General features: G+C 60.1%; 18 protein-coding genes. 6 read left to right on the forward strand and 12 right to left on the reverse strand.

From position 1 onward, the window contains the following. Positions 1-446 precede the first annotated feature (446 nt). The 4 genes from FHX16_RS00145 to FHX16_RS00160 all read right to left on the reverse strand — a co-directional run bounded on the left by FHX16_RS00145 (position 447) and on the right by FHX16_RS00160 (position 4,139). Positions 447-893: a hypothetical protein gene (locus FHX16_RS00145; RefSeq protein WP_259126309.1), complete on the reverse strand. Its 447-nt coding sequence runs from the start codon at positions 891-893 to the stop codon at positions 447-449. A 328-nt stretch (positions 894-1,221) separates the two neighbouring features. Next, entirely contained in the window at positions 1,222-2,058 is an 837-nt protein-coding gene (locus FHX16_RS00150; RefSeq protein WP_405049259.1) for an alpha/beta fold hydrolase, read from the reverse strand. Positions 2,059-2,364: 306 nt separating this feature from the next. Further along, a complete protein-coding gene (locus tag FHX16_RS00155) occupies positions 2,365-3,549 on the reverse strand; it encodes an adenylate/guanylate cyclase domain-containing protein (RefSeq protein ID WP_183863096.1) in 1,185 nt (394 codons plus the stop codon). Positions 3,550-3,767: 218 nt separating this feature from the next. Beyond that, positions 3,768-4,139, reverse strand: coding sequence for a response regulator transcription factor (locus tag FHX16_RS00160; RefSeq protein WP_183757684.1), 372 nt, complete (start codon positions 4,137-4,139; stop codon positions 3,768-3,770). A gap of 774 nt (positions 4,140-4,913) precedes the next feature. On the opposite strand from FHX16_RS00160, the gene FHX16_RS00165 reads away from it, so the two are divergent. The 3 genes from FHX16_RS00165 to FHX16_RS00175 are packed head-to-tail and all read left to right on the forward strand — an operon-like array spanning position 4,914 to position 6,690. Then, positions 4,914-5,471 (forward strand): TetR/AcrR family transcriptional regulator, encoded by a 558-nt coding sequence (locus FHX16_RS00165; RefSeq protein WP_183863098.1) that lies wholly within the window; start codon positions 4,914-4,916, stop codon positions 5,469-5,471. Positions 5,472-5,481: 10 nt separating this feature from the next. Next, positions 5,482-5,901 (forward strand): sensor histidine kinase, encoded by a 420-nt coding sequence (locus tag FHX16_RS00170; RefSeq protein ID WP_246712636.1) that lies wholly within the window; start codon positions 5,482-5,484, stop codon positions 5,899-5,901. A gap of 33 nt (positions 5,902-5,934) precedes the next feature. Next, positions 5,935-6,690 carry an SDR family oxidoreductase gene (locus FHX16_RS00175; protein ID WP_183863100.1) on the forward strand — a complete coding sequence of 252 codons (756 nt, stop codon included), beginning with the start codon at positions 5,935-5,937 and terminating at the stop codon, positions 6,688-6,690. 137 nt (positions 6,691-6,827) lie between these two features. Here FHX16_RS00175 and FHX16_RS00180 read toward each other — a convergent pair whose 3' ends face one another. The 8 genes from FHX16_RS00180 to hemA form a co-directional block, all read right to left on the reverse strand. Further along, on the reverse strand, positions 6,828-8,228 hold the full coding sequence (locus FHX16_RS00180; protein ID WP_259126310.1) for an amidohydrolase family protein: 1,401 nt from the start codon (positions 8,226-8,228) through the stop codon (positions 6,828-6,830). 108 nt (positions 8,229-8,336) lie between these two features. Then, positions 8,337-9,194, reverse strand: coding sequence for a LysR substrate-binding domain-containing protein (locus tag FHX16_RS00185; RefSeq protein ID WP_259126311.1), 858 nt, complete (start codon positions 9,192-9,194; stop codon positions 8,337-8,339). Between the two features lie 137 nt (positions 9,195-9,331). Continuing rightward, complete coding sequence (locus FHX16_RS00190) at positions 9,332-9,823, reverse strand: heme-binding protein (RefSeq protein WP_259126312.1); 492 nt, start codon at positions 9,821-9,823, stop codon at positions 9,332-9,334. A gap of 93 nt (positions 9,824-9,916) precedes the next feature. Beyond that, positions 9,917-10,498 carry a response regulator transcription factor gene (locus FHX16_RS00195; protein WP_259126313.1) on the reverse strand — a complete coding sequence of 194 codons (582 nt, stop codon included), beginning with the start codon at positions 10,496-10,498 and terminating at the stop codon, positions 9,917-9,919. After that, entirely contained in the window at positions 10,495-11,940 is a 1,446-nt protein-coding gene (locus tag FHX16_RS00200; protein ID WP_259126314.1) for a sensor histidine kinase, read from the reverse strand. Before FHX16_RS00200 ends, FHX16_RS00195 begins: the two co-directional genes overlap by 4 nt. A 288-nt stretch (positions 11,941-12,228) precedes the next feature. Continuing rightward, positions 12,229-15,387 carry an efflux RND transporter permease subunit gene (locus tag FHX16_RS00205; protein WP_259126315.1) on the reverse strand — a complete coding sequence of 1,053 codons (3,159 nt, stop codon included), beginning with the start codon at positions 15,385-15,387 and terminating at the stop codon, positions 12,229-12,231. A gap of 8 nt (positions 15,388-15,395) precedes the next feature. Next, on the reverse strand, positions 15,396-16,613 hold the full coding sequence (locus FHX16_RS00210) for an efflux RND transporter periplasmic adaptor subunit (RefSeq protein ID WP_259126316.1): 1,218 nt from the start codon (positions 16,611-16,613) through the stop codon (positions 15,396-15,398). Positions 16,614-16,702: 89 nt separating this feature from the next. After that, complete coding sequence (gene hemA, locus FHX16_RS00215; protein ID WP_259126317.1) at positions 16,703-18,061, reverse strand: 5-aminolevulinate synthase; 1,359 nt, start codon at positions 18,059-18,061, stop codon at positions 16,703-16,705. 364 nt (positions 18,062-18,425) lie between these two features. Between hemA and FHX16_RS00220 the strand changes: the two genes are divergently transcribed. From FHX16_RS00220 to FHX16_RS00230, 3 genes are all read left to right on the forward strand, one after another. Then, positions 18,426-20,705, forward strand: coding sequence for a CDC48 family AAA ATPase (locus FHX16_RS00220; protein WP_183863112.1), 2,280 nt, complete (start codon positions 18,426-18,428; stop codon positions 20,703-20,705). A 162-nt stretch (positions 20,706-20,867) separates the two neighbouring features. After that, positions 20,868-22,697 carry a sensor histidine kinase gene (locus FHX16_RS00225; RefSeq protein WP_259126318.1) on the forward strand — a complete coding sequence of 610 codons (1,830 nt, stop codon included), beginning with the start codon at positions 20,868-20,870 and terminating at the stop codon, positions 22,695-22,697. Continuing rightward, a complete protein-coding gene (locus FHX16_RS00230; RefSeq protein ID WP_183863113.1) occupies positions 22,694-24,037 on the forward strand; it encodes a sigma-54 dependent transcriptional regulator in 1,344 nt (447 codons plus the stop codon). Before FHX16_RS00225 ends, FHX16_RS00230 begins: the two co-directional genes overlap by 4 nt. Positions 24,038-24,210: the final 173 nt, after the last annotated feature.

The raw sequence follows: 24,210 nt of genomic DNA on the forward strand, positions 1-24,210 counted from the left end.
GCACCGAACGGTTGCCAGCCTAAAGCAATGCAAGCGAGCAGGCCGAGCGGCGCATGAGCCGGGAAGCCGCCTGACCGGCGGCGGAGGCCAGCATCGTATGCACTGGGCGTTGGCAAAACCGCCCATAGTCAGGGCTCTCTGCCAGAACAAGACCGAGAGTCCTCAGATCTTGTTTCGTATTCGGGCTCGGCTTCAACGCCAGCGCCGCCGCGGTCAGGCATCAATGCGCATGGCCGGCCAACAACGCTTGCCCGTTCCCGCCGACTGCCCGACCAATATCCACCACAGGACCGGAACCCGTTTGCCCCCGTGCCCAGCCCAAACGGCACTCCCCGCCAGCATCACGACCGGCTGACGCCGATCTTCATGATTGGGGCGTAGGTCGACAGCCGTCAGTGTGCTTACGACGGTTCGCCAGCGCATCCCCTCCGCATGTCGACCTATGCTCAATAACCTTGCAAGGGTTGCTGAGATCCTTTTTGCGCCGAGGAGCCAATCGCGTGGCGAGCCGCCCAAAGCGTTGCAACAATACCGAAGATTGCCGGAAGGCTAACGGCCGGGAAGTCCCGCAAGATCACGGCGGGGCCGCAGATACCAACCGCCACTTCCCAGCAGTGGAAGGTGGCGTGAGCGATTAGCCACAGCGTCCCGCCAGCCCAAAGCTCCAGGCGGCGGGCGGGCTTCCAGAGGCCGATCGCAAAGGCGAGCGCGACGAAACCCTGGATGATTCCGATATCTCGAATGAAATGCTGGTTGAACATCCCGGTATCCGTGACGCCCGGGACGAAATAGTACCAGCCTTCGGGGTCGTAGAGCATGTGAATGCACAGCCAGGTCGACAGCAGCGCGTTGAACCCGACCATGCCATAGACGAAATATCTGGTTGCCTGCATTGTGACCTCCAACACAAAATTGTTGCCAAAATTAGCACCAGCGACGACCGGCTTCTTCCCAAACGAAGGTATGGGGGTGCCAAGTGCCCGTTGTTGAAACGGGAGGTGACGAACATCGCGCGTGTTCAACTCCGCATCCGTTGAGCGAAACACCGCGGAGCATCGATCGCGCTGGAATTCCTTTCCGCGACCTGACGGCGCAAACAAAAACAGCCTCCGAATGAAACCGGAGACTGTCGCAATCCTGAGGAGATTTCTTTTGGCCTGCTCCTTTGGAGTGCGAAATCTTCACGATGGCGGATGATATCTCTGGCGCGTCGTTGGATTCCTAGGCCTTCAAAAAAGCGAGAAGGTGGGCGTTGATGACATCCGCATGCGTCGTTGCCATGCCGTGCGGCAAGCCTTTGTAGACCTTAAGCGTCGCAGTCTTCAGCAACTTTGCCGAAAGAAGCGCGGAGTCGGCAATCGGCACGATCTGGTCGTCGTCACCATGCATAACGAGGGTCGGTACATCGATCACCTTCAGGTCTTCGGTGAAATCCGTTTCCGAAAATGCCTTGATGCCTTCGTAGTGCGCTTTTGCGCCGCCCATCATGCCCTGGCGCCACCAATTCTGCACCACCGGCTGTTGGACCGGTATACCCGGACGGTTGAAGCCGTAGAACGGACCGCTGGAAAGATCGACGTAGAACTGAGACCGGTTGGCCGCAAGGGCCGTACGCAAACCATCGAATACTTCGATCGGCAAGCCGCCCGGATTGGCTGGCGTCTTGACCATGATGGGTGGCACCGCTCCGATCAGCACAAGTTTCGCGGCCCGTCCCTTGCCATGACGGGCAACATATCGTGTCGCTTCACCGCCACCGGTCGAATGTCCGACATGGATCGCATTGCGAAGATCGAGGTGCTCCACGACAGCCGCCACGTCGGCAGCATAGTGGTCCATATCGTGACCGTCGCTCACCTGGCTTGAGCGACCGTGCCCACGACGATCATGGGCGATCACCCGGTAACCCTTGCTGAGAAAGAACAGCATCTGGTTGTCCCAGTCATCGCCGCTGAGCGGCCAGCCGTGATGAAAGACGATGGGCTGGCCATCCTTCGGGCCCCAGTCCTTGAAGAAGATTTTGGTGCCATCCTTCGCGGTGACGTATTCGGTGGTCATTTCAAGCGTTCCTTTTGGTGTCGTCGGTTTGGCAATGGCTTCGGTGGAAGAGGTCTGAAATGCGACCGCCGCGGCGGCAAGGTTGAAGGTGCCCGCCATAACGTCGCGACGCGTAGCTTCAGTGTATTTCCGATCCATATCGTCTCCTGTCCCGCGTGGTCTCTACGCGGCAGATCGTCGAGTTTTCTGCTGATCCTGTTGCCGAACGGCGATACCAACCTAGCGGCCCCGGGAGGCTGGCGGAACTAAACTTACGTTTTGGATCGATGTCTGGCGCACGTGGAAGTCATCGTGCCGCTTCAAAAATCAGACAAAGGTGTGAGCTGGAAGGCGCAGCGCGTGAACTTCTACCGGCTCTTCAAATCCCCTCAGATTGTGGAGTCCCATGCGCTCGGTTCGCTCCGAACAGTTTGCCAACTTGACAAACTCGGACGAGATCAAGACCGGGCGCTGGAGCTCCTTTGTGAGATTTTCGAGACGAGAAGCAAGGTTCACGGCCGGTCCGATCACGGTAAAGTCGAGCCTCTTCTGCGAGCCGATATTGCCATACATTACTTCGCCGACGTGTACGCCGGTGCCGTAGCGCAGTTCATCCGCGAATCTGGTCCCCTGAGCCTTCGCAATCGCTTCGTGGGCGTCGTAAACGGCTTGCAGGAGGTTTTCGCACGCTTTTGGCTGTTCTAGTGGAAAAACGGCAAGCAGCCCGTCGCCGATGAATTTCAGGATCTCTCCGCCATGCCGGTCAACCGGACCGGCAACGGCATCGAAATACTGGTTCAGTATGGAGATGACTTCATCGCGCGGACGACGGTCCGACAGTTTGGTGAAGCCGCGCAGATCGCAGATCATGATCGCCGCGTTGATTGACACGCCGCTTCCGCGCGTCGTCGCCCCGTCCAGTATCTGCTCGCTGGCATGCGGTCCGACATAGGTCTCAAGTAACGTGCGTGCCAGCTGATTCTTGACCCGGATTTCGCTGACCAAAGAAAACAGGGGCAGTATTTCGCGCAGAAATCCAATGTCACCATCATCGAAGCCACTCGGTCTGGCTGTCGAAAATGTAATGAGATGCCGCTTGCCCTGCGTGTGATCGATTGGCCAGCCGGTATATTCAGAATGACCCTGCTCGCGCAGCTCCTCGTACAGCGGAAAGGCGTGCGGCCCGTGGATCTGAAGCTTTTGACGGATTTCCGAGCCTGTGCTGAAGACGACGCGATAAGGGCTCTGGAGGAAGGTAGCGGTTGCCTCAACTTCGTAGCCCACGATCTGTACATCCGGTCTCGATTGCCCCCTGGCCCATATGATCCTCGTCCCGAGCCACTGCGGATGGTAGACGCGGATATGCAGGCTCGCCCGGCTGAGCGCGACGCCACAGTCAACGAGCCGAGTGCAGAGCTGCATGAATATCTGCGCGATATCGCGTTCCTCGCGAACGCCAGCGAGCAACCACTGAACGAGCGAATCGCGGCGGGGGTTATTCAGAAGACTCATCTTGTTCCTCCCGATCGAGCGTCTGAACTCATCGACCGAAACCTTGACCTTCGCACTGATACCATTTCAACGGTTATCGGTGGGCGGATCTTGGCAGGACCGCCAGCGGCCGCGCGGTTCTGGGTATTTACGTCTGCATTTGGTACTGCACGGCGCCCGGAGGCGCCAATGGCGGCAGCCAGAGACGCTCGCGAGAAACACGTCCGTGCTGTCTTTCTTCAACGCGACGTGGCTTGCGCAACAAACTCGAGCAGATCCTGCGAGTTCAGAGGCTTCGCCAGAAACAACGCTGCGCCGGCCGACAGCGCGTGCTGCCTGATGGTGCTCTCAGCAAAGGACGACATCATGCAAACCGGAGGGCCTTCAGCCCGAACCACCGCATCGAGAAGCACGAGGCCGCTGGTCCCTGGCATTCTTACATCGGCGAGCACGCAGTCCACACGGGACAGGTCGCCCGAGTCCAAGAAGGCGTCGGCCGAGCCGTAAATCAGACTGGAGACGCCGACGGTTTCGAAGAGGTCACGGAGTGCCTCCAGCAAAGCGCAATCATCGTCTATGATGGCGATCGTCGTTTGTTTCGTGGCCTGCATGGAGCATGGAACCTCAGAAGAGTGGGCCGGGGCAGTTCCCGGCGGTTAAAAGAAAATTTCGTTCTAAAAGCACTGGATAACGACGCTCGGCCTTTCAAACATTCCGGGCGGTGAGATCAGCCAGACGGTGCTCATGCGCACGCCTTGGTCAAAAGGCTGTGGCGACCCTATGACCTCTAGTTCGCAAGCGTCGGTTCCAACGCTATCTGTCGAAGACAGCTGCTGCGTGCTCGTCATTCTTCGCTCGAAGGTATTTCAGGCTCCCGCCAAGATCGCGGCACCTCTCCGCCCGATGACGAGAACTCCGGTTACATCTCATGGTATCAGACCGGTAAGGCGATACAATTAAACGAACGTTTGGTCGCGGACCGAAAGTCTTTGATTCAACGCTGAGCGGGGCTCTGTGCGCGCCACTCGTTACCCGATTCATCTCTGCGCTCACTGAACGCACAAAATCCCCCAACTCAGGTTTGAGTCGACCGCTAGCACCCCCGACAGAGGGTCCGCGACGGTCCTGAACCGGCACGTCTCGACCCGGCAAAGCAGAAGCGAAGGCACAAACACGATTGAACAGCTGGAGTGGCCGAGGTTTTGCGGCAAACGCTGCCCCTCTTTGCAATTGCCGTCGTGATGTTAGGTGCGGCTTCGTGGCTCTTTCGACGTCGTCTCGAATAGGGACGCCTCTCCAATTTCGTTCGTTTCCCGATTGAGCCGCATGGGGCGGTACGCTACAGTACCGTTACCATTTCAGAAAGACTTCGTTTGCGATCAACTATGAACCAGACGACGGTGTTTTTCGAGAAGGGCTTCTCCCGGACGTCGATGGATGACGTCATCGGGATCGTCGGCGGCTCCAAGCGGACCCTGTATAAGTACTTCCCAAGCAAGGACGAGTTGTTTTTTGCGGTTGCCGTGCGCGTTTCGGACCGCACTGTGGAAGAACTAAGGGTCAAGCACAGCGGCGATCTGCAGGAAACATTGACAAAGTTCGGAATGAGTTACCTGCGAACTGTTGTCTCGCCAGAAGGGCTGTCTCTTTTCCGCGCAGTCATTTCGGAGGCGCCGCGCCTGCCGAAGCTGGGGGAAGGCTTTTTACGTCATTTAACAAATCGCATTTCTCAGCTTCTGGTGGACTACTTCGAGACACAGGAAAAGATTGGCGATGCAATCTCGGCTGCGGAGCAGTTTCTAGCCCTTGTCCGGGGGCCGACCCACTATGTGGCTTTGCTCGGTGGTAGACCGCCGAGCGATGAAGAGATCGCATTCGCGGTGAGGCAAGCGGTCGCGACGTTCCTCTATGGAGCTATTGGTAGCCCAGATACCAACGTCTGACCCCAACGTCTTGGGCGACCGCATTCAGCTTCAGCAAGTCATCGTGAACGTGCTGCTGAACGGTATTCAGGCCATCTCGCATGCCGGGACCGACCGGCGCCAAATCGTTGTTGAGACATCGTATGGTTTGGACGGAGTGACAATGCTGAGTGTGGAAGACACCGGTGGTGGCATAGCTTCCGACCATCTAAGCCGGATCTTCGACGGATTCTTCTCGACGAAGGCGGACGGCGTTGGCATCGGCCTAGCCATATGTCGTTTCATCGTGGCAGATCACCAAGGAGCGATCAGCGTCGAAAATGAAGCGGGCGTAGGCGCACGGTATTTGGTCACACTTCCCGCTATATCCGACGGAGAGGTTTCGAACGACGGTGGCAAGGTTGCGGACAGCAGTGCACTGGCGCCGACACGGACAAGGGACAATCGATGAAGAAGCAAATTGCATTCACTTGAGGAAAAACGCATGAGCATTCAACTCTTCAGCTTGAAGGGCAAGCGGGCCCTCGTCACCGGCTCCTCGCAGGGCATCGGCTATGCCCTGGCCGAGGGCCTTGCAGGCGCCGGCGCAGAGATCGTGCTCAATGGCCGCGACGAGGCGAAGCTACAGGCGGCCGCCCAAAGCCTCGGCGTGAAGCGCACGCTTGCCTTCGATGCTACGGATCACGAGGCCGTGCGCAACGCCGTCGACGGCTTCGAGGCGGAAATCGGCGCCATTGACATACTTGTCAACAATGCTGGCATGCAGCACCGCACTCCATTGGAGGACTTTCCGGCAGATGCCTTCGAGCGGTTGCTGAAGACCAACATCTCCACGGTTTTCAATGTCGGCCAGGCGGTCGCGCGTCACATGATCAAACGAGGCGCCGGGAAGATCGTCAATATCGCCAGCGTCCAGACCGCGCTTGCTCGCCCCGGCATCGCGCCCTATACGGCGACCAAAGGCGCGGTCGGCAACCTGACCAAAGGCATGGCGACCGACTGGGCGAAATACGGTCTGCAATGCAATGCGATCGCCCCTGGCTATTTCGACACGCCACTAAACGCCGCTCTCGTCGCCGATCCGGCCTTCTCAGCCTGGTTGGAAAAACGCACGCCGGCTGGCCGCTGGGGCAAAGTCGAAGAGCTTGTTGGCGCCTGCATCTTCCTTTCCTCCGACGCTTCCTCTTTCGTGAACGGACATGTGCTCTACGTCGACGGCGGCATCACGGCTTCGCTCTGAGGCATCCCGGCGCATTGCGGTAAGGCGGTCGGGTACGAGCCGCTCGCCCAACCAGTTATTCCAAAGATCAGAAACTGCCCGGAACGCGATCGTGCCGCCGCGATGGGAAAGGCCGCCTTTCGGCGGCCTTTCCGCTTCTACGAGGATGCCTTGCCGATTCCTCCGGAAACGAGGCGACCCTTGTGGAAGGTGGCGCCGCGGGCCGGCATGCGGGCGACGGCTTCGGCCGAGCAGCTCGCGGTCGTCAGCGTAAAACCCGCATCGTCGCCGGGTTTCGGCCAGGCGCGATTGCCGTCATTGTCGAGTGGCAGGACACCACCGGTGGAAATGGCGAGCGAGCGGGACAGGTGGTACTCGTCGGAGCCGCGGTAGAGCTGGGCGTAGAGATTGGCCTTCTCCAGCATGTCGCCGCTGCCGAAGGGCGACCAATGGTCGATGACGCTGTCGGTGCCGGTCATCACGAAGACGCCTGCCTTGCTGAGCTGTGGTAGCGGCATCATCAGCCCGCCGATCGGTACGGTCGATGCGATCGTCATGCCGTTTGCGGCAAGCCGCGCCGCCGTCTCTTCGAGGACTTCGGGGCTGAGCGTCGTCAACGCGAAGGCGTGGCTGATCGTCACCTTGCCCTTGAGTGCCGGGTTCTTCTCCACCGTGTCGATCATGTAGTTGACCGCGGCAACGCCTGCCGGACTTGTCTCATGCAGGTGAATGTCCACGCCCTTGCCGGTGTCGAGTGCGATCTGGAACATCGCGTCGAGCGATTTTTCCATGGCGCCGTCGACATTCGTCGGGTCGAGGCCACCCACATATTCGACGCCCATCTGCATGGCTTCACGCATCAGGGCATCGACCTTCGAGTGCAACAGGCCGTGCTGTGGGAAGGCGACGATCTCGCAGATGAAGTCGTCTTTGTGTTTCTCCAGCGCAAGCTTCAGGTGCTCCAGGCTTTTCAGGCCGCTCACCGGATCGATGTTGCAATGGCTGCGGGCAATCGTGCTGCCCTTGGACTGCAGGAGCGCGATCAGGCCTTCGGCGCGCTGGACCGAGGCCGGGAGCAATTTCGGTAGCAGCTTTTCCTCGAGTGCGATCATATCCATGATCGTCTTGCCTTGGCGTGGTAGCGGCGCCTGCCACGCGCCACCGTAGAATGTCTTGTCGAGGTGGATGTGCATATCGCGCATGGTCGGCAGGGCGAGTTGACCGCCTGCCTGGTAGGTCGGCAGGCCCGCCGGTAGCGTCGCTCCGGCGGCATGCAGCGCGGCGACCTTGCCGTCTTTGACTTCCAGTGTGTATAGCGCCGTGCGGGTGGCGACGATGACATCGCCATCCCTCTCGAAACCCTCTTCGAGGCGTATGTTGCCGAGCAGGTAGTGGCTGTCTTTCACCGTCGTTACCGTGGCGCTCTGTGCGCAATTCATGGTCTCGGCTGCGGCCTCGCGGCTCATGCCGCCGGTCAGCCCTGTGACTGCCGCGACTGTTGTCAATTGACCGGTGCGGCTTAGGAAGGCCCTGCGGCTCTGCGATACAGCGTGTTGCACTATCGTCTCCTCATCGTCGTGCATGGAAGGGATGACGTATTTTAGGAAATGTCCCCGTTGCATGGCAGCGACAATTGAAAATGCTTGCTATTCGATTTGCCACTGACGTCAGCGTGTCAGACCACAGAAAGCAATGAGCCGATCAGCGAGGTCGAGCGCCAAGGGGGAAGCGTTGTCCCGGTAGAACAGAGCAAGCTCGAAGTCCTCGACCGGTGGCAAGTGCTCGGCGGCACCGAGCACACGATGCGCCGGCAGCCGACAGCTTGCCGGTAGCAAGCTAACGCCGAGACCGGCGGCAGACGCGGCCGCTAGGGCTGCGAGGCCCCCGCCGCTATAGCTGACGCGCCAGCGAACGCCGAGGCTGTCCAGCGTCTGGCACAGTTCCTCGCGGTAGAGCCCGTTAACGGGAAAGACGGCGATCGGAACCGGCGATTGGTCGATAGCTGGGTGCTTCTGGCTATCGAGCCAGAGCAGTGGTTCGGCCCGTGCGGCGCGTGGCAGATGTACTCGTCGCTGCTTGACCAGCACGAGGTCGAGTTCCTCTTGAAGGTAGGCGCGGTGCAGGTCGCGGCTGAGGCCGCTGGTGACGTCGAGTCGGAGATTCGGATGCTCGCGCTTGAAGGCTGCAAGCAACTCGACCGTCGGCACGGTGAAATCCTCAGGCATGCCGAGCCGCAAAACGCCGTCTCGCCACGGTCCGGCCAGCGCATCGTGCGCCTCCTCGTTGATCGCAATAATGCGTCGCGCATAGCTCAGAAGCTTGATGCCCTCTTCGGTTAGCCGCACCTCGTGGGAGGTTCGCTCGAAGAGCGCCTTGCCGAGAAGTTCCTCCAGGCGGCGCACCTGCTGACTGACGGTGGACTGCGATAGCGACACCCTGTCGGCCGCGCGTGTAAAACTGGTGGTCTCGCTCACGGCCACGAAGCTGATCAGAAGCTGCGGGCTGAACATGGGATAGCGATTCATAATTCCGCCGTCGCGCGTTGGACCATTATCACTTCTAACCGGACGCGAAGGACTCCACAATGTTCGCATATTCGAAGGCGTAGGCAGGCAAATGAAGCGTCCGAACCGCAATTGGGCACGGACGCTTTCCATCACAGTTACTTCAACCTGTCGGCCAATTTCTCGATGGCTTTGACGGCGCAGGCTTCATCGAGGTTGCCGCCCGGTGCACCGCCGACGCCGATCGCGCCGATCGTGTCCTTCCCGACCTTGACCGGCACGCCACCGGCGAGCACCAGGAAGCCCGGAATATCTGCGAGGCCAGCCGCGGCACCGTTCTTCTGCACCGTCTCGGCCATGCCGCTGGTCGGATTCCGCGAGGATGCGGATGTATAGGCCTTGGCTGTCGCGGCATTCGCGGTGTGAGCACCTGCGCCTTCAGCGCGGACGAGCGCCAGCAAGATGCCCGCGCGGTCGGTAACGGCGGCTGCGACGTTGTAGCCATCAGCGGCGCACGCGCTGACGGCGGCTTGAGCAAGATCAACCGCAAACACACTGCCGAGGCTGGTTTGCTTGGCGATATCTTCGGCAACAGCCGGAGCGGCGACAACGGTGCCAAGAACAATAGAAAGAAGGACGCTTTTCATCATGGGAACCTCCAGGTGTTCGTTTTCCCGGAAGAGGGTGTATCCGGCGTGGTGCTGTTCCGAAATTCGCACGGTCACGGAAGCTTATCGGTAGGATTACCGATACACGCCGAGCCAGATGCGCGTCTGCTCGGCGACAGCGGGCGTTCCAAGCTTCATGGCGATGCTTGCTCTGTGGCTGTCGACGGTGCGAACGGAGACGTCGAGGGTTGTTGCAATATCTTTGCTGCCCAGCCCCTTTGACACGAGCTCCATGACCTCGCGCTCACGGGCAGTGAGCTGGTCGAGCAGGCCGGCGGTTTCCTGTCGGGCAAGCAGCTCGGCAAGTTGCGCCTCGCACGAGGCAATCGCCTCGATCAGCACATGTTCATCAATGGGCTTGACCAGGAAGTCTGCCACGCCGGCCTTGAAGGCGCGGCGGCAGGCTTCGACGTCGCCATGCCCGGTGATCATGATTGCGGGCCACGCAATGCTCATCTCGGCCAGCTTCTTCAGGAGCTGCAATCCGCTCGTTGCCGGCATGCGCAGGTCAAGGATCAGTATGCCCGGCTTTGCCTTGTCCATATGGGCGAGCAGGTGCGCCGCATCCGGGAAAGCCGTTACTTCCTTGCCATAGGTCGAAAGCAGCAGCACCAGAGCCTCGCGCACCGAGGCGTCGTCATCGACAAGATAGATCATTGAGCTCCTCCCGACGGCAGGCGAATGATGAAGCAACCACCGTCATCGTTGCGTGCCTCGATTGTGCCGTTCATTTTTTCGATCAGGCGCGCACAAAGAGGCAACCCAAGACCCATACCGTCCGGCTTGGTGGTAAAAAATGGCTCGAAAATGCGGTCCAAGGCAGCGACATCGATCCCCGGACCGTTATCAGCGACAGCAACGATGACGTCTTGGCCTTCGGATCCGGTCCACAGGTTGATGCGCGGTTCAGGCCGACCAGAGAGAACTTCGACCGCATTGCGGATCAGGTTGTGGATGACCTGCTGGAACGAGATGACATCGATTGCCACCATGCAGGACCGGTCGGAGATCGCGATGTTCAGCGCGATGCTCCGTTGTGCCAGGTCCGCTTCGACGAGCCGCACCGCATCAGTCAGCGCATCGGCAAGCGCCACCATCTCGATCCGTGCCTTTGCTCCAGAGATATAGGCCCGCATACGGCCCAGAATGTCGCCTGCGCGTTTTGCTTCACGGACGTTGGCGTCGAGCGCCTGCAACAGGATGTCATTGTCCTGGATCACCAGCGCCCGTCGCGCGGCCTGACTCTGGCTCAGCAGAGCGGTAACCGGCTGGGCCAGTTCATGGGCGATGCCCGAAGCCATCTCGCCAAGTGCGTTCACCCGCCCGGCGTGGGCAAGGCGCGCCTCCTGCTCCAGCAGGGCCGCGCGTAGCTCCTGACGATGTCTTTCTTGCCTGGCATTGCGATATCCCGCCACCAGCCAAACGAGCGCCGCCAAACCGAGCATCAGTGGTGCAATGAGACGCGGAGGCATGAGCTCGCCGAGGCTGAAGTACCGTCCCAAGGTGAGGTGCAACGGTTGACCCGGATTGCTGGCCGACAGGCTCGTCGCTGCGCTGAGGCGTGATGCCTCGTTCGCTCCACTGGTGAATAGTTTGATGCCATCGAGCGACAGGCCGACGAAATAGCCAGGAGAAATCTCGTCGGCCGGTAACAACGCGCCGGCGTTGATGCGCAGCCGTAGCAGCCGGTTGCTTTCGACCAGCTTATAGATGTCGTAGGCATTTTTTCTGGCGATTGCTCGGATTGCAGTTTCGCCGGGCTTATTCAGTCCCGGCAACTCGGCACCAGCCGGGTATTCGGCAACCGTCGGGCCGGTGGGCTTTCCGTAGGTGACCACATGGGCCGTCGGACCATCAACGTGGATCGTCGCGATGTCGTCGATGCGCGGGTAGAAGGCGGTAATCGAGTTGGCAAGCCCCTGAATGGTAGGGGATGGCTCGGTCGGCGACATGCGGATTACGGCCGCAAGTGCGGTCATGTGGGCATCATGCTGTGCCAGCTTTTCAGCGAGCAGCGTATCGGTCTGCCGCGCCAGCGCCGAAAGTTCTGCAAGGCCTGCACGATATTCGATCGCAGCTACCGTGGCGATGCTGATCAAGCTGCTAATCAGCCAAATTGCGAGCGGTAGGATCCACTGAGTCGAGCGATTTCTTTTCATTGTGTAGCGACGAGAAGGACAGGCCTTTGCATACTAAAAAACCTCAGGATCATTCACCCTGTCCGGAAGGGCGGCCGTGGAGCAAAATGACGCCGCTACGCTAGAGCTGCACCTCCTCCTCATTAAAGCAGGAATTCACGTGATTAACCGCCTCTGGCGCGCAAAGCAAATTCGCCCAAAATCAAGGGGCTTCATTCGGCCGTGAAGCTTGTGTGGGCCAACCCGTGATTAGTCACGCCTTGCATCTAAGCTCTGGACCATTCGAGTCTGAGGGCGGAGAGAAGGTTTTGGTGACCAAATACGGGTGATCATGGCGCCTATCTTCTGTACTTGCAGATAGAGCGCCGGCACGAAGACGAGCGACAGCGCCGTCGAGGCGACCAGTCCGCCGATGACGAAGATCGCCATGGGAGCGCGGAATGCGCCGCCATCGCCAGTTCCGAAGGCGACGGGCATCATGCCGGCAACCATGGCAACAGTGGTCATGACAATCGGCCGGAGTCGCCGCTCGGCAGCCAGGACAACGGCCTCTCGGGGCTCCTCGCCCGCCTCGATTATCCGACTGGCCAGATCCACGATCAGAATGGCATTTTTAGCGACGATGCCCATAAGCATAAGAGCTCCGATCAAGACTGGCATAGTCACGCCATGGCCAGTCGCGGCGAGCGCGATGAGCCCGCCGGACAGCGCCAGCGGTAGCGACAGAAGGATTGTCAACGGTTGAAACGGACTACCGAAGAGAACGAAGAGAATGACAAAAACGCAGGTCGAGCCGAGAATGCTCGCGTCAACAAAGCTCGCAAAAAAATCTTCCATCGAGCGCGTTTCCCCGGCCGTTTGCAGGATTACACCGGCCGGTAGCGGATGTTGTTCAATCAGTGACTTCACGAGCGCGAGCGCCGTCCCCGGCGAGGCGCCCGCAGCAAGATCGGCGTTGAGTTCGATCCGGCGCAATCCGTCCTGGCGAAGGATCTGGCCGGGTCCATAAGCTGTCGCGATGCGTGCAACTGCCCCCAAGGGAACCACCTTCCCGTCTCCTGTTCGCAGGGGAATGGTCTCGACCACCGACAGTTCATTGGCCGATTTTGCGGCCTCAACCCGAACGGGGACGCTCCGGCCATCGATCTGGATGGAGCCGAGTTCCCGATCCCTGTCGCCCATCGTTGCAACGCGCACCGCATTCGACAGCGAATGCAGGTCGACACCCAAGGAGGCGGCAAGATCAAGGTCCGGGATGATTTGGAGCTCCGGCCTGTGCGCAGCGCCGAAGGATGAGACATGACCGACTGAGGGGATGGTTGCCATTGAGGATGCAAGCCAATCGGATGCGCGCTCCAGTGCCGCCGCGTCCTCTGACAGCAACGAGACGGAAAACTGCCGCCCGCCCGTCAGCCCAAGTTGATTGACCCCGATGTCGGCAACCGATGTTAGTTTCCGGGCGATATTGGAGGCGATGACCTGTCGCGTTTGTGCGCGATCGGCAGGGTCGGTGAGTTCAATCTGGATGGAGAAGGCCTGTCGGGTTGCGACGCGGCCAGCGGGGGCAGATCTGTAAGCGTAAACATGCGTGACATTTTCATCAGCGGCGAGCAACCTGGTCACTTCGCCAGATTTCTCCCGCATGGAGGCGTTGCTCGTGCCGCCCGCCATCTCGACCGTAAATCGCAGTTGTGTCCCGTCCTCTTCCGGAATGAAGCCCCGTGTCAGGCCGGGCAGGACGAAAAAGGCAGTCCATGCAAGGGAAGCAATGCCGAGAGCAATCGTGATGAAGGACATGTCAAGCGTCATGGCGCGGCGAGGCAAGCCCGCTCTTGATCGTCCAAGTGGAATGCGGTGGCGGCCGGTCGCAAATCTCAGCAGTCGGGAGTAGCCGCTGGCAGGCAAGGCGGAGTTGCGTAGAGCGGGCGCCCTCGGCCGGAGCATTCTCGAGGCGAGAAGCGGCGTCATGAGACGGGCAACGAGCAGAGACGCCACCGTTGCCGCTGCTACCGTCATGCCGAACTCGCGAAAATATTGACCGGGCATGCCGCCGATCATGGCAAGCGGCGCAAAGACGGCAACGATCGTCAATGAGATCGCAATAACGGAGCTGCCGATTTCGTCCGTTGCATCGATAACCGCCTGAAACGGGGTCTTTCCCATTTCCAGATGCCGGGCCGTGTTCTCGATTTCGACGATGGTGTCATCGACAAGCAGGCCGATCGCCAACGTCAATCCGAGCAGCGAGACGAGGTTTAAGGAGAAGCCGAGCGCCTCCATCACGAAGAATGTCGGAATTACGGCAAGCGGTAAGCTGATTGCTGCGATCGTGACTGAACGCCAATCTCTCAGGAAGAGAAACAGCACCGCAATCGTGCAGACCGCGCCTTCGATCATGGCACTCACGGTGCTTGCAACATTGTTGCGGGTGTAGCTGGCATTCTCGTCCAGTAAGGTGAACTGCAAGCGCGTGTCTTCAGCGGCGAAATTGTCAATCGCCGCGCGGATGCGGGTGAATGTTTCGACCTCGTTTGCCCCTTTCTCCGTGAAAAAGGAGAGAGCCAGGATGGGTTCCCCGTTTAGTTGGGCGAAGCCGTTGGCCTCGGCCCAGCCATCTTCGATCCGGGCGATATCCGAAAGCCTCAGAATGGAACCGTTGGCATCCGGCAATACGACGTTGGGGAGTGCGGCAACGGCCGAAGGTGCCGATACCGTTCTTATTGGCCGATCGATGTCATCGGCGGACGCGATGCCCGCGGGGGAATTGGTGATCGCAGTGCGAAGCGCGGCGCTTATGGCACCAGCGGACAACCCGCGTGCGAGCATCTCGTCAGGGTCGAGCCAGACCCGAACCTCACGGTTGTCACCGCCTCTAAGGACGACCTTTCCAACGCCCCGAATTCGCTCGAACCGGCGCAGGACATCATCGCTAAGCAAGCGGTTGAGCGCCTGGAGAGACATTGTGTTCGACTGCACGGCGAAGGTCGCAATGGCGATCTCCCGCAAGTTTGATATCTCGATCGCCGGCTCTTCGACCGCCGCTGGAAGGTCGCCTCGAATCGAACGGATAGCGCGATCGGTACGCTCGAGGGCCAACTGTGGGTCAATGCCGCTATCGAACTCCACGTTGAAGGTCACAGCGCCATCCTCGATCGTAGTATCAAGGCGACGGATACCTTGAAGTCTCAGCAAGGCATCTTCGGATTTCTGCGCAACGTCATATTCGAGATCGCTGGCCGAGGCCGCTTGCTGCCGAAGCACGACCTTGACGATTGGAGATTCCATTTCGGGAAAACGGCTGATCGGCAAGGCACGCAGCGACAGAATGCCGATCACGACGAGAAGAACAAAAATCGCAATGCTGTAGGCGGGCCTTTCGATCGACCAGCGGGAAAGGTTGAACGACATGAGCAACCTCACTTGCTCGAGGCGAGAACGGAAGCGACGGGCACCTGTCGCACACGCATACCCGCCTGGACGATTCCGCTTGCACGCAGCACGACATGCTCGCCCTCGCGCAAACCTGACAGGATCTGGATCTGTTCAGTCGTCTGCTCCCCGGTCACCACGCTTCGCCTTTCAACGACGCCTGAGGTCACCACATCCACCTGCGCCCCTTCGGGCGCCTGACGGACGGCAGCGAGAGGCAGGACAAGCGACGTTCCTTCGACATAAGGCAGCTCGGCGCGCGCGAAGGCGCCAATCTTCAAAACATCGGATTGGGGAAGGGCAATGCGAAGGCGCGCCATCCTGGTGGACGGATCAACGCTGGGCGCGATGTGCCGCAGCGTGCCAGAAACGGCTGTGCCCATACCTTGAACCGTGACGACGACAGGCGAATCAGTTTGAACACGCCCGACAAGACGCATTGGCGCCATGGCCTCGAACTCGACGAGACCATCTCTGACAAGCCGGAATAGCGGCGCGTCGGCGGAGGCGATGTCGCCGAGCCTTGCGATCCGCTCGGTGACGATGCCGTCGGCGGGCGCCCTGATCCGGTTTTTTTCGAGGCGGGTCATCAGCTCTCGGCGTTTGACGTAGGCAATCGCGCGTTCTGCGATGGCAACCCGTCTCGTTTGCTGCGCGGTCCTCAGCTTGGCTTTGGCTACCTTCACGTCGGCCTCGCGCTGCTCGAGCGCGTCAAGTGATGTCACCCCACTGCGTGATAGCGGCTGGGCCCTTTCGAGTGCCTTGCGGGCCAGGTCCAAATTGGCCTCTTCCAGGGCGATCGAGCTTTCGCTTTGGAGGAGGAGGGCGTTCGCGCGCTCGATCTCGACCTCGTTCATCGAGACAGCGATTTCATCGAGATCGGACGCCAGGATGGCGAGTATCTGCCCTTCATGGACTTGATCGCCTTCTTCCACGAGGACCGCCTGAATTCTCGCGTGTTGGCTCTCGGTTCCAACGGACACCTCCTCACGCGCCACAAGCGATCCAGAGACGATCGTGCGCGTCTCGAGACGCCGGGTTTCGGCCGTGACCGTTGTGACGGTCGGAGCGTTGTCGGCATTTGAAACGAGGCCTATATCCGAGACAAGTTTCGGCGAGCCCGCGCCCAAACGTGACTTTCCGACAAGAAGGGGGCTGACGAGCACGGCGGCGGCAATCGCCGCAAGCGCGATCGCCGATGCCATTTTCCGCAGCCAGGCGACGCAACCTTGCACGGTGGCGTCGAGCCGAGATTTATTCGTCCATCGCCGTCTTCCGTTCATGACGACGCCCTCTACGCCAAGGTGGCACTCGCAATCGCGGCGCGGTCGCCACCGGTGGAACAGTTGCTCATCGCCAAGAGGGTGCGACAGCCGGCGCAGATGGCCGGTTCCTTTGGCTGCCAAGCCGGTATCGGTACCCTTGTCGGCTGCTTTCTGGTCTCCGGAGCGCGAGCGAGCCCCATCTGCTCCCAAACCTCGTCCAGGGCCGCGACCAGCCGATCGATGTCTGCCCGGCTATGGAGGGGCGAAGGGGTGATGCGCAGCCTTTCTGTGCCGCGGGGAACGGTTGGGTAGTTGATCGGCTGGATATAGATGTCGAAATCGTCGAGCAGCAGATTGGCGACGGTCCGGCATTTCACCGGATCGCCAACCATCACCGGCACGATATGGCTGGGATTGGCGAGGTGCGGAATGCCCCGTTCGTCGAGGCGCTCGCGCAGCATCCGAACGTGACGCTGTTGAGCTTCCCGTTCCCGTTGGCTCTCCTTCAGGTGCCTTACGGAGGCAAGAGCTCCGGCCGCAAGCATCGGCGGAAGCGCCGTCGTGAAGATGAAGCCGGAGGCGAAGGATCTGACGAAGTCGACCACCGGAGCGCTGGATGCGATGTATCCCCCAACGACCCCGAATGCCTTGCCGAGCGTGCCCTGGATGATTGTCAGACGATTCATCACCCCGTCACGCTCTGCGATCCCTGCACCATGCCGGCCGTAGAGGCCGACGGCATGGACTTCGTCCAGGTAGGTCATGGCGTCATACTGTTCAGCCACGTCACACAGTTCCGCGATCGGCGCGATGTCGCCGTCCATGGAATAGACCGACTCGAAGGCGACCAGCTTTGCGCGGCCGGGTTCGACTTCGCTCAGACAGCGTGCCAGATCCTCTGGGCTGTTGTGCTTGAAGATCCGGTAGTCGGCCCGGGAGTGACGAATGCCTTCGATCATGGAGGCATGGTTGCCGGCGTCGGACAGGACGACACAGTTCGGCAGCTTCGCCGCAAGGGTAGAAAGGGCCGCCCAGTTGGAGACGTAGCCCGACGTAAACAGCAGAGCGGCCTCCTTGCCATGGAGGTCGGCCAATTCGCGCTCCAGCAGGACGTGACTATGGTTGGTGCCGGCGATGTTGCGCGTGCCGCCGGCGCCGGTGCCGCACAGGTCGATCGAACGATGCATGGCTTTCCGAACCTTGTCGTTCTGCCCCATGCCGAGATAGTCGTTGGAACACCAGACAATGACATCACGGACGCGCTCGCCATCATGATAACGGGCGCGCGGAAAGGCGCCCGCCACTCTTTCTATGTCGGCAAAGACGCGATAGCGCCCTTCCTGACGTAGCCCATCCAGGGCGTTGGTGAAGAACGCACGATAGTCCATTGCCCCCTCCTTGGTCGGATCCCAATCCTCGGTATGAGGTTCCGACTTGATTCCACCTTGTATGGTAAGGGAGTTCACGGGCTGTCAGGGACCTACTTAGGTTGAACGAAGTTTGCGACGTAGGTGCCGTTGGACTGGACGAAAGTCCCATAGTTTCCTGCGACCTTTGTAGTTGGTCTCGGAGACGCCCCCTCAAATATGGGCTCTGTCTCCAACCGGCAGCCGGAGGTGCGTGCGGACCACCCGTTTTGGGCTGGCAAGAGTGCCAACGGACCGCGCTTACACCGTTCCGTGGCTTGCCTTTTTCTCTGCGCCTCTAGCTACCACCTGATCGTGTTTCAGGAATGATTTTGTGGAGAGGGCGATGTCTGTTCCGGACGATCAGGTTCTAACGCTGCAAGTTGCCAACATGAGGCCACAGGACGCCGGAGCGAGCATCGCGCGGCTATCCGCTACGGCAATGAATAAGGTTGGCGTGCGCGAGGGCGATCTCATCGAGTTGATAGGCAAGCGTCACACGGCCGCTATTGCGATGCAGCCTTACCCGGATGACGAAGGGCTCAACATTGTGCGCCTCGATGGCTTGCAGAGGGTCAATGCAGGTGCGACGAGCGGCGATCACATCGAGGTTCGCAAGGTCGAGGCGAGGGCGGCCGCCAAGGTCGTGCTCGCGCCCGCGCAGAAAAATCTCGTTCTCCAGGGCTCCGGCGAGGCATTGCAGCGAACGTTTCTGCATCGGCCCATGGTCGCAGGCGACGTCATCTCGACCTCCGTCCAGCAGCGCGCAAGCGGACGAGATCCGCGGGATCAGGCGTTGCGAAACCTTCTCGATCTGCCGGCATACGGCCTCCAAGAAATCAGGCTCGTGGTCGTGTCGACGCAGCCGCGCGGCATCGTCCAGATGACTGAGCAAACCGTCGTTGAGCTTCGCCCGCAGTTCGAAGAGCCGAAGGAAGCACGCAGGGCAGACGTTACCTACGACGATATTGGCGGTTTGGGGTCTTCTGTGGACCAAGTCCGGGAGATGGTCGAGTTGCCATTGCGCCATCCTGAACTGTTTCAGCGGCTCGGGATCGATCCGCCGAAGGGTGTTCTTCTTTACGGCCCTCCAGGGACCGGCAAAACGCTGCTTGCGCGAGCCGTTGCCAACGAAACGGAAGCCAACTTCTACCATATCGCCGGCCCGGAAATCATGGGCAGCCGATACGGTGAGTCCGAGGAGCGGCTGAGGCAGGTGTTCCAAGAGGCGTCGCAAAACGCGCCGTCGATCATCTTCATCGACGAAATCGATTCCATCGCCCCAAAACGCGAGCAAGTCACCGGCGAAGTGGAGCGGCGCATCGTTGCTCAACTATTGACCCTGATGGATGGGTTGGAGCCGCGGCAGAACATCGTGGTGATCGGCGCGACCAACAGGCGCGATGCTATCGACGAAGCGCTTCGTCGGCCGGGGCGCTTTGACCGCGAAATCGTCATTGGTGTGCCGGATCAGAATGGAAGGCGGGAGGTTCTTGCCATCCATACAAGAGGAATGCCGCTCGCTGAAAACACCGACATGGATGAGATCGCCCGGACGACCTACGGCTTTGTCGGTGCCGATCTCGGTGCATTGGTACGCGAGGCGGCCATGGACGCGTTGCGGCGCGTTCTGCCGGACATCAATCTGAGGGATGGCATCCCCGCCGAGGTCCTCGAAAGACTCACGGTATCGCAAGATGATTTCATGTCCGCAATGAAGCGCATACAGCCATCGGCATTGCGCGAAATCATGATCCAGGCCCCCAATGTCCGGTGGGAGGATGTTGGCGGCCTTGATGAAGCGCAAATGAGGCTGAGAGAAGGGGTGGAACTGCCGCTTCGATCTCCCCAGTCGTTCAAGCGCATGGGCATCCGTCCGGCGAAGGGCTTCCTGCTATTCGGACCGCCCGGAACGGGCAAGACACTTCTTGCGAAGGCGGTCGCTCGCGAGGCCGAGGCCAATTTTGTCGCAACCAAATCGTCCGATCTCCTGTCTAAATGGTACGGCGAATCCGAGCAGCAGGTGTCCCGCCTTTTCGAACGCGCCAGACAGGTCGCGCCGACCGTGGTCTTCATCGACGAGATTGACTCGTTGGCACCTGCGAGAGGTGGAGGCTTGGGCGAGCCCGCTGTGACAGAGCGCGTCGTCAATACGCTTCTGGCTGAAATGGACGGCCTCGAAGACATGCAGGGTGTCGTCGTCATGGCTGCCACCAATCGCCCGAACCTGCTTGATCCGGCTCTGCTTCGCCCGGGCCGTTTCGACGAGTTGGTCTATGTTCCCGTTCCCGATGCGAAAGCGAGACGGAAGATCTTGGGCATTCATACGAAGAAGATGCCATTGGCTGGCGACATCGATCTCGACGACCTGGCTGAAAAGACGGAGCGCTTCACCGGAGCCGATTTGGAGGATCTGACGCGGCGGGCAGGGCTGATCGCGCTTCGCCAGTCTCTCGACGCATCGACGGTCACCAACGAGGATTTCACGAGAGCGCTGCAGGAGGTGCGGCCGTCTGTAACGCCGGAGATGGAGCGAGAGTACGAGGAGATGCTGCGCACACTTCGCCAGGAGAATCCGCAGAGAATGCAGATCGGCTTTACAGCTCGGCGACAAGCGGCCGAGTAGCCTGCCGCCTGTCCAGCGGACCGCTTGTTTCGGTTGTCATGCGCGAAGCCATTCCTGGCCAGGCGGATCCATCGGGATCGCTCTTGGAAACTCTGCCTTTGATCTCTACACTTACTCTGTGCTCGGAAGGGCCATGGCGAGGGGAGGGAGGAGCCCGCGTTCGTGAAGCAGCGATTTCGTGTTCTTGTCGGACTCTGCCTTTTGTCGGCTGCTTGCTACGCGGCTATCTCTTCCGGCAGGGAATTCGCGACGCGAAGCTATATGAACGAGGCGTCCTTGCAGGCTGGTTCCGCCTTGCGCCTGGCCGTTTCGGCGCTTGCGGGACATCTGAGCCGATATGAACCGCTGCCTGAATTGATTGCCGATCATGACAATATCAAGCAACTGGTGAACGATCCCGGCAATGAGGCTCTCCGCAGTAGAGCAAACACTTATCTCAAGGAAATCAATAGCCTGCTTGAATCGTCCGACATTTATGTGATGCGGATGAACGGCGATACGATCGCTGCGAGCAACTACGATGGGCCGACCAGCTTCGTGGGGGAGAACTTCAGCTACCGCCCCTACTTTCAAGACGCTGCAAGGGGGAGTCAGGCGCGGTTTTACGCGCTCGGCACGACGTCGTTGAAGCGAGGCTACTACTTCGCCTCTCCCATCCAGGTGAACGGGACCGTACGCGGGGTTATTGTCTTCAAGGTCGACATCGACTCGATCGAGGGGTCGTGGAAGGGCGGTGAGTACAAGATACTGGTGTCCGACCCGGAAGGCATCATCTTCATGACCGGTAGCCCCGAGTGGCTATATTCCTCCGTCCTGCCATTGACAGAGGAGCGCCTGCGACGCACCCAGGCATCGCGCCGCTATGCCGAGGCTGTTCTCAGGCCACTTCCAATTAGCGAGCAGTATGCTGATGGTCATCGGCTGCTTACAGTCGCCGACGGCGCCGCGCCCAGGGAATATCTGACGCTCTCTCACTATATGAGGGATGCCGACTGGACCGTCAGTGTGTTGATGGACACAAGTTCGGTGCATGCGCAGGCGCGGACCATGCTCATCGCAGTGCTGCTTTCAATCGGTCTGATGGGGCTGGTTGTCGCGATCGTGCTGCAGCGTCGCGCCCGGGCGCAGGAGCGGATGCGCATGCAGATCGATGCGCGCAATGAACTTGAGGAGCGCGTGGAGGAGCGGACCGCCGCTCTCGCGCACGTCAATCAGCGCATCGAAGAGGAGATCGCCGAGCGGCGCCTGACTGAACAGAAGCTTCGCCAGACACAGGCGGATCTCATCCAGGCAGGAAAACTTGCTGGCCTCGGACAAATGTCAGCCGCGCTATCGCATGAACTCAACCAACCGCTTGCTGCCGCCAAGACCTATGTGGACAGTGCCGCAATGCTGATTGCGCGCGATCGAGTCGACGAGGCCCGCGATAACCTCTCTCGCATCTCCGGCCTGATAGACCGGATGGCGTCGATAAGCCGACACCTGCGCAATTTTGCGCGCAAACCAAATGAAAAGGTAGGGCCGGTTTCGCTCGCGACTGCGATCGCCGATACGCTCGAAATCGTTTCCGCGCGTTTGAAAGTGGCAGACGCGACACTCGTCATCGACCTCGGCGAACCTTCCGCCGCCGTGCAGGCGGGCTCTGTGCGTCTTCAACAAGTTCTCGTCAATATCATCACCAACGCCGCTGATGCGGTGGAAGGTCTTGATGACCGACGTATCCATGTCGTGGCGGTTCAGGATGGCGCCAAGATGATCCTCACGGTCCGCGATCATGGTCCGGGTGTTTCCCCCGCGATCGCCGAGCGCATCTTCGATCCGTTCTTCAGCACGAAGGGCGTTGGCCGCGGCCTCGGACTGGGCCTGTCGATCTCCTACAATATCATCAAGGATTTCGGTGGCACCCTTTCGGTCAGCAATGCAGAAGACGGGGGCGCCGAGTTCCGTATCGTGCTTGATGCCGCGCCCGTTGTCAGTGAGGCGGCCGAATGAAGGAAGGCCGGATACTCCTGATAGACGACGAAGAGGAGATGCGTCGCTCTTCCGCCCAGGCGCTCAGCCTGTTCGGACTCGACGTCGCGACATTCGCGAGCGCCGAGCCGGTCCTGGAGCGGGTCGGCTATGGCTTCGACGGCGTGGTGATCAGCGACATCCGGATGCCCGGAATGGATGGCATGACTTTGTTGCAGCGCGTCCGCGAAATGGATTCCGAGATACCGGTCATTCTGGTGACGGGACACGCAGATGTGCAGCTCGCCGTCAGCGCCATGCACGCCGGGGTCTATGACTTCGTTGAAAAGCCCTTCGCGGCCCAGCATCTGGTTGGCATCATCCGACGCGCGCTGGATCGGCGCAGTTTGGTTCTCGAGAACAGACGGCTGCGCGCCGTGGCCGGCAAACGCGACGACATCGAGGCGCGCCTGCCGGGACGCACCCAGGCCATGGTGGACCTGCGGTATCGACTGCGTGCAATAGCAGCGACGGATGCCGACACACTGATCATCGGTGAGACGGGCGTCGGCAAGGAGGTGGTAGCCCGTGCGTTGCACGATACCAGCGCCCGCGCAGAAAAGCCGTTCATCGCGATCAATTGCGCTGCGTTGCCGGAGACTCTGATCGAAAGCGAGCTGTTTGGACACGAAGCCGGTGCTTTTCCCGGAGCTCTTCGGCCGCGATACGGCAAGTTCGAGCACGGCCGAGGTGGCACGATCCTGCTCGACGAAATTGGTTCGATGCCGTTCGATCTTCAGGCTAAATTCCTGCGCGTGCTGCAGGAGCGCGTTATCACGCGCCTGGGCTCCAACGAGGCTGTACCGCTCGACGTGCGCTTCATCGCGACGAGCAAGGTTGATCTGGAGATCGAAGTCGCGCAGGGCCGCTTTCGTCCAGACCTTCTTTACCGTCTCAATGTCGCTACTATTCACGTGCCCGCGCTTGCGCAACGACAGGCGGATATTCCGCTTCTGTTTCTCCAGCTTGTTCGAGAGGCGGCCGCCCGCTACGGGCGCAGCGACGTGGAGGTGCGGCCAGAAACGATCAGCAGGATAGGCTCGCGGACCTGGCCGGGCAATGTGCGTGAATTGCGCAACGCCGCCGATCGGCTGGTTCTTGGTCTCGATCTCCAGCCGGAGGACACAGCGGAGCAAAATCAGAAACTCGCAGACAGGGTTGCCGCCTACGAGCGTGGCCTCATTGCCAGTGCGCTTGCCACCCACGGCGGCAGTCTCCGTCCGGTCTATGAGATGCTCGGCGTTTCGCGAAAGACGCTCTACGAGAAGATGCAGAAATACGGGCTTGAAAAAGGCAGGAGCGACGATGAGGACGAAGCGTGAATGGGTGGAAATCCACCCACGATCCCGTTCGTTTGTCCCCTTTCCCACCCGTCTCGTGTGGTATCATGCAGGAAAATGCAAGGAGCTATGCCTCTGCCGGTTGTCCGGCGCACTAGGCGTTCCACAGTGACAGTTCGTGACCGGAGCGGGGGGAGCCGTTCCGGCGGGTTACT

This window comes from Rhizobium sp. BK661 (assembly GCF_024808825.1).
Classification (GTDB): Bacteria; Pseudomonadota; Alphaproteobacteria; order Rhizobiales; family Rhizobiaceae; genus Rhizobium.

Bases quoted from the DNA above. Each gene is read 5' to 3' on its own strand.
- FHX16_RS00145 (WP_259126309.1), bottom strand. From the start codon at position 893: ATGCAGGCAACCAGATATTTCGTCTATGGCATGGTCGGGTTCAACGCG.
- FHX16_RS00150 (WP_405049259.1), bottom strand. From the start codon at position 2,058: ATGACCACCGAATACGTCACCGCGAAGGATGGCACCAAAATCTTCTTC.
- FHX16_RS00155 (WP_183863096.1), bottom strand. From the start codon at position 3,549: ATGAGTCTTCTGAATAACCCCCGCCGCGATTCGCTCGTTCAGTGGTTG.
- FHX16_RS00160 (WP_183757684.1), bottom strand. From the start codon at position 4,139: ATGCAGGCCACGAAACAAACGACGATCGCCATCATAGACGATGATTGC.
- FHX16_RS00165 (WP_183863098.1), top strand. From the start codon at position 4,914: ATGAACCAGACGACGGTGTTTTTCGAGAAGGGCTTCTCCCGGACGTCG.
- FHX16_RS00175 (WP_183863100.1), top strand. From the start codon at position 5,935: ATGAGCATTCAACTCTTCAGCTTGAAGGGCAAGCGGGCCCTCGTCACC.
- FHX16_RS00185 (WP_259126311.1), bottom strand. From the start codon at position 9,194: ATGAATCGCTATCCCATGTTCAGCCCGCAGCTTCTGATCAGCTTCGTG.
- FHX16_RS00190 (WP_259126312.1), bottom strand. From the start codon at position 9,823: ATGATGAAAAGCGTCCTTCTTTCTATTGTTCTTGGCACCGTTGTCGCC.
- FHX16_RS00195 (WP_259126313.1), bottom strand. From the start codon at position 10,498: ATGATCTATCTTGTCGATGACGACGCCTCGGTGCGCGAGGCTCTGGTG.
- FHX16_RS00205 (WP_259126315.1), bottom strand. From the start codon at position 15,387: ATGTCGTTCAACCTTTCCCGCTGGTCGATCGAAAGGCCCGCCTACAGC.
- FHX16_RS00210 (WP_259126316.1), bottom strand. From the start codon at position 16,613: ATGGCATCGGCGATCGCGCTTGCGGCGATTGCCGCCGCCGTGCTCGTC.
- hemA (WP_259126317.1), bottom strand. From the start codon at position 18,061: ATGGACTATCGTGCGTTCTTCACCAACGCCCTGGATGGGCTACGTCAG.
- FHX16_RS00220 (WP_183863112.1), top strand. From the start codon at position 18,426: ATGTCTGTTCCGGACGATCAGGTTCTAACGCTGCAAGTTGCCAACATG.
- FHX16_RS00230 (WP_183863113.1), top strand. From the start codon at position 22,694: ATGAAGGAAGGCCGGATACTCCTGATAGACGACGAAGAGGAGATGCGT.